Annotated in this window: 14 protein-coding genes; 1 reads left to right on the top strand and 13 read right to left on the bottom strand. The window is 70.5% G+C overall.

Annotated elements, in window-relative coordinates; all coding sequences use genetic code 11:
• The 13 genes from fliR to fliF form a co-directional block, all read right to left on the bottom strand.
• Window positions 1-798 carry a flagellar biosynthetic protein FliR gene (fliR, locus tag AC3WQM_RS06570; RefSeq protein ID WP_492677408.1) on the bottom strand — a complete coding sequence of 266 codons (798 nt, stop codon included), beginning with the start codon at window positions 796-798 and terminating at the stop codon, window positions 1-3.
• Entirely contained in the window at window positions 795-1,064 is a 270-nt protein-coding gene (gene fliQ, locus AC3WQM_RS06575) for a flagellar biosynthesis protein FliQ (protein ID WP_062469313.1), read from the bottom strand. Before fliQ ends, fliR begins: the two co-directional genes overlap by 4 nt.
• Entirely contained in the window at window positions 1,061-1,819 is a 759-nt protein-coding gene (gene fliP, locus AC3WQM_RS06580) for a flagellar type III secretion system pore protein FliP (RefSeq protein WP_062469318.1), read from the bottom strand. Before fliP ends, fliQ begins: the two co-directional genes overlap by 4 nt.
• The gene (gene fliO / locus AC3WQM_RS06585) at window positions 1,816-2,286 is read right to left on the bottom strand and encodes a flagellar biosynthetic protein FliO (protein WP_492677409.1); all 471 of its coding nucleotides are present in this window, start codon (window positions 2,284-2,286) and stop codon (window positions 1,816-1,818) included. Before fliO ends, fliP begins: the two co-directional genes overlap by 4 nt.
• A complete protein-coding gene (gene fliN, locus AC3WQM_RS06590) occupies window positions 2,283-2,711 on the bottom strand; it encodes a flagellar motor switch protein FliN (RefSeq protein ID WP_354343156.1) in 429 nt (142 codons plus the stop codon). Before fliN ends, fliO begins: the two co-directional genes overlap by 4 nt.
• Complete coding sequence (gene fliM / locus AC3WQM_RS06595; protein WP_095946623.1) at window positions 2,704-3,705, bottom strand: flagellar motor switch protein FliM; 1,002 nt, start codon at window positions 3,703-3,705, stop codon at window positions 2,704-2,706. Before fliM ends, fliN begins: the two co-directional genes overlap by 8 nt.
• Window positions 3,706-3,735: 30 nt before the next feature.
• The gene (gene fliL, locus AC3WQM_RS06600) at window positions 3,736-4,251 is read right to left on the bottom strand and encodes a flagellar basal body-associated protein FliL (protein WP_070061553.1); all 516 of its coding nucleotides are present in this window, start codon (window positions 4,249-4,251) and stop codon (window positions 3,736-3,738) included.
• A gap of 117 nt (window positions 4,252-4,368) precedes the next feature.
• Window positions 4,369-5,703 (bottom strand): flagellar hook-length control protein FliK, encoded by a 1,335-nt coding sequence (locus tag AC3WQM_RS06605; RefSeq protein WP_492677410.1) that lies wholly within the window; start codon window positions 5,701-5,703, stop codon window positions 4,369-4,371.
• Between the two features lie 19 nt (window positions 5,704-5,722).
• Window positions 5,723-6,181, bottom strand: coding sequence for a flagellar export protein FliJ (fliJ, locus tag AC3WQM_RS06610; RefSeq protein ID WP_062469337.1), 459 nt, complete (start codon window positions 6,179-6,181; stop codon window positions 5,723-5,725).
• Window positions 6,178-7,605 (bottom strand): flagellar protein export ATPase FliI, encoded by a 1,428-nt coding sequence (gene fliI, locus AC3WQM_RS06615; protein WP_062469466.1) that lies wholly within the window; start codon window positions 7,603-7,605, stop codon window positions 6,178-6,180. Before fliI ends, fliJ begins: the two co-directional genes overlap by 4 nt.
• Before the next feature lie 4 nt (window positions 7,606-7,609).
• Window positions 7,610-8,374: a flagellar assembly protein FliH gene (gene fliH, locus AC3WQM_RS06620; protein ID WP_492677411.1), complete on the bottom strand. Its 765-nt coding sequence runs from the start codon at window positions 8,372-8,374 to the stop codon at window positions 7,610-7,612.
• Window positions 8,361-9,362, bottom strand: coding sequence for a flagellar motor switch protein FliG (gene fliG, locus AC3WQM_RS06625; RefSeq protein WP_062469343.1), 1,002 nt, complete (start codon window positions 9,360-9,362; stop codon window positions 8,361-8,363). The genes fliH and fliG overlap by 14 nt, the downstream gene beginning before the upstream one ends.
• Complete coding sequence (fliF, locus tag AC3WQM_RS06630) at window positions 9,355-11,052, bottom strand: flagellar basal-body MS-ring/collar protein FliF (protein ID WP_492677412.1); 1,698 nt, start codon at window positions 11,050-11,052, stop codon at window positions 9,355-9,357. The genes fliG and fliF overlap by 8 nt, the downstream gene beginning before the upstream one ends.
• A gap of 280 nt (window positions 11,053-11,332) precedes the next feature.
• Between fliF and fliE the strand changes: the two genes are divergently transcribed.
• Window positions 11,333-11,650, top strand: a complete 318-nt coding sequence (gene fliE / locus AC3WQM_RS06635) for a flagellar hook-basal body complex protein FliE (protein ID WP_095744078.1) — start codon at window positions 11,333-11,335, stop codon at window positions 11,648-11,650.
• Window positions 11,651-11,665 lie beyond the last annotated feature (15 nt).

The following is an 11,665-nucleotide window of genomic DNA, read 5'->3' on the forward strand; positions in this document are numbered from 1 at the left end:
TCAGCGCCGCAACCCCTGCGTGAACCGCAGCATGTTCGAGAGCGACTCCGCAAACCGCGGCTCCAGGAACGCCGCCAGGTGCGGCATCAGCAACTGCAGCATCACCAGCCCTGCCAGCAGCGTCAGTGGAAAGCCCACCGCGAAGATGCTGAACTGCGGCGAGGCGCGGTTCAGGATGCCCATGGCGAGGTTGAGCGTGAGCAGCGCGGTGATCAGCGGCAGCGCCAGCAGCAGGCCGCTCGCGAAGATGTCGCCGGCCGCGAGCACCAGGAACATCCAGCCGCCGGCCGCCAGCGGCGCGTCGGCGATGGGCAGCGTGTGAAAGCTCGCGGCCAGCGCCTCCAGCATGAGCAGGTGGCCGTCCAGCGCCATGAAGATCAGCATCGCCAGCATGTTCAGCAACCGCGACACCACCATCGTGCTGCCGTGGCTCATGGGGTCGAAGAAGGATGCGAACGACAACCCCATCTGCAGGCCGATGTACTCACCCGCGGCCAGCACGGCCGTGAACACCAGCCGCATCGAGAAGCCCATGGCGGCGCCGATCAGCACCTGCTGCACGATGATCCAGAGGCCGCCTGCCGACACCACGGGCACTGCGGGCAGCGGTCCGAGCGTGGGTGAGATCACCAGCGTGAGCACGGCGGCGATGCCCACCTTCACCTGCCGCGTCGCCCAGGGCTCGCCGAACACCGGCGCGGTGGAGACCATGGCCAGCATGCGCACGAAGGGCCAGAGGAAGGCCACCAGCCAGGCCTCGAGCTGGCCCGAGGTGACGGAGAAAACCGAGGGCGTCATGCCAGCATCTGCGGGATGCTGGCGAACAGGGCGCGCATGTAGTCGAGCATGCGGTCGAGCATCCACGGCCCGGCGATGACCAGCGTCGCGAACACCGCGAGCAGCTTGGGAATGAAGGACAGCGTGGCCTCGTTGATCTGCGTGGCCGCCTGGAAGATGCTGACCACCAGGCCGATCACCAGCGCCACCAGCAGCAGCGGCGCACCGAGCAGCAACGAGATTTCCATGGCCCGGTGGCCCATGGTCATGACGGATTCGGGCGTCATAAATAGAAGCTCTGCGAAAGCGCGCCGATCAGCAGCTGCCAGCCGTCGGCCAGCACGAACAGCATCAGCTTGAAGGGCAGCGCGATGGACGCGGGCGGCACCATCATCATGCCCATCGACATCAGCACGCTCGCCACCACGAGGTCGATGATGAGAAAGGGAATGAAGATGGTGAAACCGATCTGGAACGCTGTCTTCAGCTCGCTGATGACGAAGGCCGGCAGCAGGATGCGCAGCGGCACGTCTTCGGGCCCCTGCATCTCGGGCGCCTTGGCGAGCCGCGCGAACAGCGCCAGGTCGGTCTCGCGCGTCTGCTTGAGCATGAAGGTCTTGAAGGGCGCGATGCCGCGCTCCAAGGCCTTCTCGGCGCTGAGCTTGCTTTCGGAGAAGGGCACGTAGGCCTCGGTGTAGGCCTTGTCGAACACCGGCGACATCACGAAGAAGGTGAGGAACAGCGACAGCCCCACCAGGATCTGGTTGGGTGGCGAGGTCTGCGTGCCGATGGCGGTGCGCAGCAGGCCCAGCACGATGAGGATGCGCGTGAAGCTGGTCATCGACAGCAGCAGCGCGGGCAGGAAGGTGAGCGAGGTCAGCAGCACCAGCGTCTGCACGCTCAGCGACCAGGTCTGGCTGCCGCCGGGGCCCGGCGTGCTGGTGAGACCGGGCAGCCCCTGCGTCCACGCGGCGGCGGGCAGCGTGGCGGCGAGCAGCAGCAAAGCGGTGCGCAGGCCGCGGTGCAGGGCAGGGCGCGTCATGGGGCGGTGCGCGCCTTGCCCGCGAGGGAATCGCGCAGCTTCTGGGCGAACAGGCCCACCGGGTTCTGTGGCGACGTGGGTGTGACTGCCGCAGGCGTTGCCTGGGCCGGCAGCGTGTGCAGCGTGCGGACCTGGCTGCTGGTCACGCCGAGCACCAGCCACTGGCCGGCCACGTCCACCACGACCACGCGCTCGCGCGGGCCGACCATGGAGGTGGACACCACCTTCACCACCTGGCCGCCGCCCAACCGCTGCAGGCCGAAGCGCCGGGCCAGCCACGCGCACAGGAAGATCAGGCCGACGACCGCCGCCATGCCGAAGCCTGCCTGCAGCAGGCCCGCGCCGCCGACCGCAACGGGCGGCGCGGCTTCGCGCACCGGCGTGGGCACGGTGGGCAGCGCGGCGTGGACCGCATGCGCCGCATGCAGGCCCAGCGCAAGCAGCGAAGACACCCGCGCCAGGTTCATGCGCGCGCGAGCTTCTGCATGCGCTCGGAGGGCGTGACGATGTCGGTCAGGCGGATGCCGTACTTCTCGTTCACCACCACCACCTCGCCTTGCGCAATGAGGTAGCCGTTGATCAGCACGTCCAGCGGCTGGCCGGCCAGGCCGTCGAGCTCCACCACCGAGCCCTGCGACAGCTGCAGCAGGTTCTTGATGGTGATGCGCGTGCGGCCGATCTCGGCGGTGAGCTGCACGGGCACGTCGAGCACGCGCGCGATGTCCACGGGCGTCGCGGATGAGGCAGCTGGCGCGTCCTGGATCTGCTGGAAGACCTGCGCCGTTGCGGGGGCCACGGCCGGGTCGGGCGTAGGCGCGCTGGCCGCGGTCTGCTCGGCCAGTGCGCTGGCCCAGTCGTCCGCGTCGCTGGCGGCAGAGGTGTTGTCAGTCATGGTCGTTCTTCGAATCGCTGTCTTGGTGGGAGATCATGTGTTGCACGCGCAGGGCGTAGCGCTCGTTGGAGGTGCCGTAGCCGCAGGCCATCACGGGCACGCCGCCGACCTTGGCGACCACCGTCGCCGGCAGCTCGATGGGAATCACGTCGCCCACGCGCAGCTTCATCACCTCGCCCAGCGTCGAGGGCATGGTCACGAAGTCGGCGGTGAGCTCGACGTCGGCGGCCTGCATCTGGCGCGACATCTGCGTGACCCAGCGCTTGTCGACCTCGACCTCGTCCTGGATCGGGTTGGAAAGCAGGTCGCGGATCGGCTCGATCATCGAATAAGGCAGGCACACGTGCAGGAAGCCGCCGATGGGGCCGAACTCGATCTGCAGCGTGGTGTTGATCACCACCTCGTTGGGCGCCACGATGTTGGCGAGCTTGCCGTGCATCTCGGCGCGCACGTAGTCGAAGGCCAGCGGATACACCGGCTGCCACGCGTCGCCATAGCACTGCAGCGACAGGTCGAGCAGGCGCTTGATGATGCGCTGCTCGGTGCGCGTGAAGTCGCGCCCTTCCACGCGCACGTGGTAGCGACCGTCGCTGCCGAACAGGTTGTCCACCACGAGGAACACCAGCTTCGGGTCGAACACGAAGAGGGCGGTGCCGCGCAGCGGCTTCATGTGGACCATGTTGATGTTCGCGGGCACCGGCAGGTGCCGAACGAACTCGCCGAACTGCTGGATCTGCACGGGCCCCACCGAGATGTCGGGGCTGCGGCGCATGAAGTTCAGCAGCGCGCTGCGCAGGCCGCGCGCAAAGCGGTCGTTGATGACCTCCAGCGTGTGCATGCGGTTGCGCACCACGCGGTCGGGCGCGCCGAGGTCGTAGGCCGGCAGGCCGTCGGGCGGCGGCGCGGGCGCGGCGGCCTGGTCGAGGTCGCCGCCGGTGACGCCCTGCAGCAGCGCATCGACCTCGTCCTGGGAGAGCACCTGTTCATACGCCATGGATCGCGGGTCCGCAAACGGGCATCGTCGTCACTGCACGACGAAGGAGTTGAAGGACACGCTCGCAATGCCCAGCTCGGGCAGGCCCTCGGCCAGCGGTGCGTTCAGCGCGCTGTGGATCTCCGTGGCCAGCCGGGCCTTGTCTTCCGAGGTGACCAGCGACTCGGGCGGGCGGTTCGACAGCAGCACCAGCAGGCGGCTGCGCAGCTCGGGCATGAACTCCACGATCTGCGCCTTGGCCTGCTCGTCGCGCAGCTTCAGCGCCAAGCCGATCTGCAGGAAGCGCGAGCGGCCTTCGGACTGCAGGTTGACGGTCAGCGGCTCCAGCATGAGGAAGATGGGCTTCTCGGGCACAGGCGCCTTGGCCGTCTCGGCGGCGGCGTGCTCGGTGAAGCGAGGAAGCACGAAGACGTACGCCGCCGCGCCGGCCGCGGCCAGGCCGAGGACGGCCACGAGCCCGATCAGCAGTTTCGAGGTGCGGCGCGAGGCCGGTGGGTCGGTCGCGACCGACGCAGCCGCGGTGGCGGCGGGAGAAGAGGTAGCCATGGTGAAACGGTGGACGGGTCCGATCTATTCTTTGCGAAGTCGCCCGCCGGCGAACGGCCGAACAAGCGCACAAAGGCGCTTCACATCCGTTCATTGCGGGAGGCGGGTGGGGCGGTTTCAGGCGAAGGTGTCGACGCCCGGGCCCGTGCGTGGGGTGGCAACGAGGCGGGGTGCTGCGGTTGCCGTGCGGGCGATGTCGGTGGCAGCGGAAGTGCCCTGCGGTCGCCAGGCGCCCTGTCGCTGGTTGTGTTGCTGCTGTTGCTGCTGCGCGAACGCCGCGTCCTGCCCGAACGGCGCGCGCGTGTCCGCGCCCACCGAGGTCTGGCCCAGCGTGATGCCCTGCTCCGACAGGCTGGTGCGCAGCTGCGGCAGCGCGGCCTCGACGGCCTTGCGCACGCTCTCGTGCGCCGACACGAACGCGGCCTGCGCCTGGTGCTCGCCGATCGACAGCGTGACCTTCAGCGGGCCGAGGCCGGCAGGGTTGAGGTTCAGTTCGGCCGTGTGCGTGCCGCCGAGGCTCATGCGCGCGAGCTGCTGGCCGAGTGCGGGCGCCCATTTCTCGCTGCCGACTTCGGGGGCGAGCGTGTGCACGAGGGGGCGTGCGACGGGGCTTTCGGTCGTGCGTTCGGTGGAGACGGTAGCAGGCTGTTGAAGTGCGAAGGGCGCGACGGATGGAGCCGCCGCGTCGTCGCCCGAGGGGCCGGCCGACACTGCGGCGACGGGGGCGGCTTCCGTTGTGGCCGGCTTCGCCTCACCGGCAGGCTGGGCTTGCGCCGCGGCTGCGAGCTGTTCGGTGGTCGTGGTGCTCACGGTGCGCGGTGCGCCGGCGCGGCCTGATGCGGCGGTGCCGACGGGCGGGCCGGCGGGTGCGGCCGCCGGCTTCTTGCCATCGACAGCCATCGGCTGCGCAGCGACGGCGGCGCGCACGATCTCGTACAGCGAAGGCGGTGCTGCGCTGTCGGCTTCGGGCGTCGCGCCCTGTGCGGCGGCGGTTGCGGCGGGGGCGGAAGCATCTTCGGTGGCGATGGCGGGCGCGGGCGTGGCGGGGGCTTCGCTGCTCAGGCGGACTGTGCCTGCAGGCAGGCCGGCTTGCGCGTCAGGCGTGACCGGCGCCAGCGAAGTTTCTGGCGCACTGCTGCCCTGGCTGGCCGCACCTCCCGCAAGCACCAATGCCTGTTGCGGCGTGACGGCTGCTGCAAGAAAAGCAAGATCCGGCTCCGCAGGCTGCGCATCCCGCATCTTTTCAGCAAGCTCCGTCTTGCGCAGCGGCTTGGCATCCGCCACCACGGTGTCGGCATCCGACGCCTTCTCGGCCTGGCTCGCGCGCGAACGTTCGAGCGCGGCACCGAACGCGCGGCCCTGCGCCTCGTCGGCGCTGCGGCCACGTGCGCCGCCCTGCGCGACCGGCGAGGTGGCGGCAGGCGTGACGGACGGCGGGATCATGGGAGGCATGTCGGTTCCTGGAGGAGATTCAGTGGGTGGGGTGCGAGGCGCGGTCGAAGAACTGGCGGGCGGCGCGTTCGTCGCTGTCGCGCTGTTCGCGCTTGGCCTGCGCCATCAGCTCCTGCGCGCGCACGCGATCGGCCAGCGTGTCGAAGGAGCTGAGGCGGCGCTTCTCGCGCTGCCAGTCGGTGCGGCCCCGGTCGAGCTGGTGCCCGGCCCGCTCGGCGATGGCGCGCTGCTGCGCGATCGCGTGGTCGAGCGTGCCGAGGAAGTTGCGGTAGTTGCGCCACTGCGACGACGGCAGGCCGCCGCGCATCAGCGTGTCCAGCTGCGCGTGGTAGTCCTGGCGGTACTGCAGCAGCAGCTCGAGCTTCTGCTGCGCGCTCAGGTGCGCGCTCTGCAAGGCGCCCAGGCGGCGCGCGGCGTCGTCGGTCTGGCTCTGCGCCAGGTCGATGAGCATGCCGAGGGGGAGCTTGCTGCTGCTCATGGGCGTCCTGGGGAAGGTGTGTTCGTGAACAGGCTGTCCATGTGGGCGATGGCCTCCTCGTAGCCGGTGCGCTCGTGCATCGACTGCTGCAGGAAGGCCTCGATGCGCGGGTACATCGCGATCGCCTGGTCCAGTTGCAGGTCGTGCCCCGGCGCGTAGGCGCCCACGCTGATCAGGTCGCGGTTGCGCTGGTAGCGCGACAGCATCTGCTTGAAGCGGCGCACGGTGTCGAACTGCGCGGGCGCAATCAGCGACGTCATCGCGCGGCTGATCGAGGCCTCGATGTCGATGGCCGGGTAGTGCCCGGCCTCGGCCAGCGTGCGCGAGAGCACGACGTGGCCGTCCAGGATCGCGCGCGCCGAATCGGCGATCGGGTCCTGCTGGTCGTCGCCCTCCGAGAGCACGGTGTAGAAGGCCGTGATCGAGCCGCCGCGCCCCTGCGCATCGCGCGCGCCGTTGCCGGCACGCTCCACCAATGCAGGCAGCCGCGCGAACACCGAGGGCGGGTAGCCTTTGGTGGCGGGCGGCTCGCCCACGGCCAGCGCGATCTCGCGCTGCGCCATCGCATAGCGCGTGAGCGAATCCATGATGAGCAGCACGTCCTTGCCCTGGTCGCGAAAGTACTCGGCCAGGCAGGTGGCGTAGGCCGCGCCCTGCAGGCGCAGCAGCGGCGAGTTGTCGGCCGGCGCGGCCACCACCACGGCGCGCGCCAGGCCCTCTTCGCCCAGCGTGTTCTCGATGAAGTCCTTCACCTCACGCCCGCGTTCGCCGATGAGGCCGACCACGATCACCTCGGCGCTGGTGTAGCGCGCCATCATGCCCAGCAGCACACTCTTGCCCACGCCCGAGCCGGCAAACAGGCCCATGCGCTGGCCGCGGCCGACGGTGAGCATGGCGTTGATGGCGCGCACGCCCACGTCGAGCACCGAGTCGATGGCCGCGCGCGACAGCGGGTTGATCGGCGGCGCCGCGAGCGGCACCTGGCGTGCCACGTCGAGCGGGCCCAGCCCGTCGAGCGGGCGGCCGGCGGCATCGACCACGCGGCCGAGCATGCCTTCGCCGACGGGCAGGCGCTTGGTGTGGGCGTCGCCGGTCGCGCCGGGCTCGCGCAGGCCGGGCCGCGCAAACACGCGCGCGCCGGGCAGCAGGCCCGCCACTTCGGTCTGCGACATGAGGAAGAGGCGGTCGCCGGCGAAGCCGACGACCTCGGCCTCGGCATGGCGCTGCGGATGGCCGGGCGGCAGTTCGATGAGGCAGTCGCTGCCCACGGGCAGTTGCAGGCCCACGGCTTCGAGCACGAGGCCGACGGCGCGCGTGAGGCGGCCCGAAGCGGTCGTGGTCGTGCTGCGGGCGACGTCGGCGCGCGCCTGTTCCAGCACGGCGCGCACGCTGTTCAGATGAGGGTTGGTGGGCGCGGTCTGCATCGGCTCAGGAAGCGTCGCCACGCAGCGCCGCACCCACGCGCTCCCAGCGCGTGGCCAGGCTGGCGTCCAGCTCGCCGGTGGCCGACTGCACGCGGCAGCCGCCGCGCGCCAGGCTGTCGTCGGCGCGCAGCTGCCAGCCGGCCACCTCGATCTCGTTGCCCAGGCTGTTCTTCACCAGCGCGAGGTCGTCGGGGTGCAGCAGCAGGCGCGGTTCGCCGCGCAGCGCGGGTTCGGCGTGCAGCAGGTCGCGCACCAGCGGCAGCACCCACTCGGGTTCGGCCTGGTAGGTGCGGTGCACCACCTGGCGCGCCACGTCGAGCGCGAGCGCGAGCACGGCTTCGGCCAGCTCGGCCTCGGCGCCGCGCAGCGCTTCGGGCAGCGAGCGGGCCAGCGCACGCAGGCGTTCGGCGTGTACGCTGGCGGCGGCGAGGCCGGTGGCCAGGCCTTCGGTGTGGCCGACCTGGCGGCCTTCGGCCAGCCCGGCGGCGCGGCCCTCGGCTTCACCCGCGGCGCGCGCTTCCTTGCGGATGCGGGCCAGCTCGGCGAGGTCGACCTTGGGCGCGGGAGGTGCAGGCGGTGGAGAAGGGCGCTGCGCCGTGTGGCGCGAGAGGGCCGTGCCCGACGGCGCCTTGCCATCGAGCGTGCCCATCTCCCAGCGCTCCCACGCCGAGAGCGCGGGCGTGCCGGCGCCGGCCTGGCGCGCGGCCGCGTGGATGGCGGCGAGGCGCTCGCGCGAGCCGCCGAAGGCGCCGGGGTCAGACGAAGTCATCGGTGCCAGGCGCCGCGATCACGATCTCGCCGGCGTCCGCCAGACGGCGGGCGACCTGCAGGATGGCCTTCTGTTCGGTCTCGACCTGCGACACGCGCACGGGACCGCGCAACTCCATGTCCTCGCGCAGCGTTTCTGCGGCGCGCTGCGACATGTTGCTGAGGAACTTGTCGCGCAGCTCCAGCGGCGCGCCCTTGAGCGCGATGATGAGCGAGTCGCTCTCGATGTCCTTGAGCAGGCGCTGGATGCTGCGGTCTTCCAGGCCCAGCAGGTTCTCGAACACGAACATCTCGTCGACGATGCGCTGGGCCAGCGCCTCGTCCTGTTCGCGCACATGGGCGATGGCTTCTTCTTCCACCGTGGTGCTCATCAGGTTGACGATCTCGGCCGCGGTGCGCACGCCGCCCAGGCGGCTGCGGCGCAGGCCCTGGCCCGCGAGCATCTCGGTCAGCACCTCGGTCAGCTCGTTCAGCGCCGACGGCTGCACGCCGCCGAAGGTGGCCACGCGCATGATCACGTCGTGGCGCAGGCGCGCGGGCAGCTTCTCGAGCACCTCCGAGGCCTTCATGCGGTCCAGGTGCACCAGCAGCGTCGCAAGGATCTGCGGGTGCTCGTCACGGATGAGCTCGGCCACTTCGCCGGCCTCGAGTTCGTTCAGGCGCTCGATGCCGCCGTGCGGCTCGTCGGGCTGCAGGATGTCCTCGAGCAGGTTGCTCGCGCGATCGTCGCCTAGCGCCTTCTTGAGCACGGCGCGGATGTAGCTGGTGGAGCCCAGGTGCAGCGCCGACAGCTGCTCGGTCTCCTGGCGGAACTCGGCCAGCACCGAGGCCAGCTCGTCGCGCGAGACCGCGCTCAGCTTGGACATGGCCAGGCCCAGCGCCTGCACCTCGGAGGTGGGCAGCAGGTGCAGCGCGGCGGCGGCGCGGTCTTCGCCCAGCGCCATGAGCAGGATGGCGCTCTTGCGGGTGCCTGCTTCGCTGCTAGTCATCGGTGTGCATCCAGTGCTGGATCAGGGCGGCCACGAGCTTGGGGTCCTTGTCGGCGGTCTGCTGGGCGTAGTCCATGTCGGCCTTCTGGCGTGCGGACTCGCGCTGCTGCAGTGTTTCTTCGGGTTCGGCCGGGGCCGTGCCGGTGGGGGCCATGGCGCTCGCATCGGCCACGGGCGGCGTGGGCGGTGGCGCGGCCAGGTGCCGCCGCATCAGCGGGCGCCCCACGGCGAACCAGGCGAACAGTGCGAGCAGGCCGATGAGCAGGTAGGGGACCAGCGTCTTGCCGAACGCGAGGGTGTCGCGGTCGCGCCAGAACGGCACGTCGGGCGCGGGGCCGGCCTCGCTGTCGCCGTCGCGGGCGAAGGCGCTGTTGACCACGTTGAGCGAGTCGCCGCGTTCCTGGCTGAAGCCCATCGCTTCCTTGGCGAGGTTGCGGATCTGCTCCAGCTCGGCCGGCGCGAGTGCGCGGGCGCTGGTCTTGCCGGCGGCATCGACCGTGTCGCGGTGGTTCACCACCACGGCGACCGACAGGCGCTTCACGCCCCCGGCGGCCTGCTGCACGTGGCGGATGGTGCGGTCGAGCTCGTAGTTGGTCGTGACGTCCTTGCGCGTGTTGCTCGGGCCGGCCGGTGCGGCTGCGGGTGCGGCGGGCGTGTTCGGTGCGCCCGGTGCGTTCGGCGGCTTGGGCGCCGTGATCGGCGCCGTCGGGTTCACCGGCGGCTGGTTCGACAGCGCACCCGGCACGCCACCGGGCGGCGCGCCGTTGTGCTGCGCCGATTCGCTGGACTGCTGGCTGCGGATCGCGGCCTGCGCCGGGTCCTGGTTGGGCCGGTACTTCTCGTCGGTGTGCTCCACCACCGAGAAGTCGATCTCCGCCGCGACTTGCGCGCGCACGTTGCTCGCGCCCACCAGCGGCTGAAGAATGGCCTCGATGCGGCGCACGTAGCCCTGCTCGATCTCCTGTGCGTACTTGAGCTGGCTCACGTCCAGCCCCTGGCTGGTGCCGCGCGCCGACGACAGCAGGTTGCCACGCTGGTCGACCACCGTGACGCTCTTGGCGTCCAGGTCGGGCACGCTGCTCGACACCATGTGGACGATGGCGCTGACCTGGCCTTCGTCGATGCTGCGCCCGCGCATCAGCGTGAGCACCACCGACGCCGAAGGCTTCTTCTGGTCGCGCACGAACAAGGATGGCTTGGGCAGCGCCAGGTGCACGCGCGCCGCCTCGATGCTGCCGATCGATTCGATGGAGCGCGCCAGCTCGCCTTCGAGCCCGCGCTGGTAGTTGACCTGCTCGGCGAACTGGCTGGTGCCGAACTTCTGGTTGTCCATCAGTTCGAAGCCCACGCCGCCGGCCTTGGGCAGGCCCTGCGCCGCGAGCTTCAGGCGCGTTTCCGCCACCTTGTCGCCCGCGATCAGGATCGCGCCGCCGCCCTCGGCGAACTTGTAGGGCACGTTCATCTGCTGCAGCGACGCGATGATCGCGCCGCCGTCGCGGTCCGACACGTTGGTGTAGAGCACCTTGTAGTCCGGGCCGCGGCTCCACAGGAAGAAAGCGGCCGCCACCGTCACCAGCGCCGCGGCGCCGAGGATCAGCGGCAGCCGGGGCTGCGCGCGCATGCGCTCCAGCATCGGGGGCAGGCCGTTGGCGCCCGCCGCCAGGCCGCCCGTGGGCGCGGCCGTGCTCATCGGCGCGCCTTCGCCTGGGCCGTTGCGCCGCGCAGGGCCGGCGCCGGTGTGAGAGAGGGAATTCGGTGTTGGGATGTCATGCCGGTGGCCGGCGACGTCGTGCGCGGCCTGTGGTTTCGCGAACGATTGTCAGCAGGCGATGTGGAATTCGATCGGTCGAACAGCCGGGGGTTTTGCCCTCAGTTGCGCGTTTGAATGGGGGTCTTCCCTTGATACGCTGCCTGCCGGTTGGAGCGCTCGCGCGCTCCGTGTCAAGTCAGCTGGAAGTGAACTTTTCCCCATGTCCATCAATGCCATCGAATCCGTCCTGCAGCAGATGCGCGCCACCGCGCTCGCCAGCGGCATGGGGCCCACGACGACTGCGCCGGCCGGCGCGGGCGGCTTCGCGGCCGAGCTGCAGCGCTCGCTCGCCAACATCAGCGGCGCGCAGCAGCAGGCCTATGCGCAGGCCGAATCGTTCGAGCTGGGCAAGCCCGGCGTGGCGCTCAACGACGTGATGGTCGACCTGCAGAAGGCCAACGTGGCGTTCCAGACCGGACTGCAGGTGCGCAACCGGCTGGTGACGGCCTACCAGGAAATCATGAGCATGCAGGCATGACGAGGCAGGGGTCGG

It is taken from the genome of Variovorax sp. FW301-JW7 (assembly GCF_058788795.1).

Coding starts and splice junctions, on each gene's coding strand:
- fliR (WP_492677408.1), bottom strand. CDS start 798: ATGACGCCCTCGGTTTTCTCCGTCACCTCGGGCCAGCTCGAGGCCTGG.
- fliQ (WP_062469313.1), bottom strand. CDS start 1,064: ATGACGCCCGAATCCGTCATGACCATGGGCCACCGGGCCATGGAAATC.
- fliP (WP_062469318.1), bottom strand. CDS start 1,819: ATGACGCGCCCTGCCCTGCACCGCGGCCTGCGCACCGCTTTGCTGCTG.
- fliO (WP_492677409.1), bottom strand. CDS start 2,286: ATGAACCTGGCGCGGGTGTCTTCGCTGCTTGCGCTGGGCCTGCATGCG.
- fliN (WP_354343156.1), bottom strand. CDS start 2,711: ATGACTGACAACACCTCTGCCGCCAGCGACGCGGACGACTGGGCCAGC.
- fliM (WP_095946623.1), bottom strand. CDS start 3,705: ATGGCGTATGAACAGGTGCTCTCCCAGGACGAGGTCGATGCGCTGCTG.
- fliL (WP_070061553.1), bottom strand. CDS start 4,251: ATGGCTACCTCTTCTCCCGCCGCCACCGCGGCTGCGTCGGTCGCGACC.
- AC3WQM_RS06605 (WP_492677410.1), bottom strand. CDS start 5,703: ATGCCTCCCATGATCCCGCCGTCCGTCACGCCTGCCGCCACCTCGCCG.
- fliJ (WP_062469337.1), bottom strand. CDS start 6,181: ATGAGCAGCAGCAAGCTCCCCCTCGGCATGCTCATCGACCTGGCGCAG.
- fliI (WP_062469466.1), bottom strand. CDS start 7,605: ATGCAGACCGCGCCCACCAACCCTCATCTGAACAGCGTGCGCGCCGTG.
- fliH (WP_492677411.1), bottom strand. CDS start 8,374: ATGACTTCGTCTGACCCCGGCGCCTTCGGCGGCTCGCGCGAGCGCCTC.
- fliG (WP_062469343.1), bottom strand. CDS start 9,362: ATGACTAGCAGCGAAGCAGGCACCCGCAAGAGCGCCATCCTGCTCATG.
- fliF (WP_492677412.1), bottom strand. CDS start 11,052: ATGAGCACGGCCGCGCCCACGGGCGGCCTGGCGGCGGGCGCCAACGGC.
- fliE (WP_095744078.1), top strand. CDS start 11,333: ATGTCCATCAATGCCATCGAATCCGTCCTGCAGCAGATGCGCGCCACC.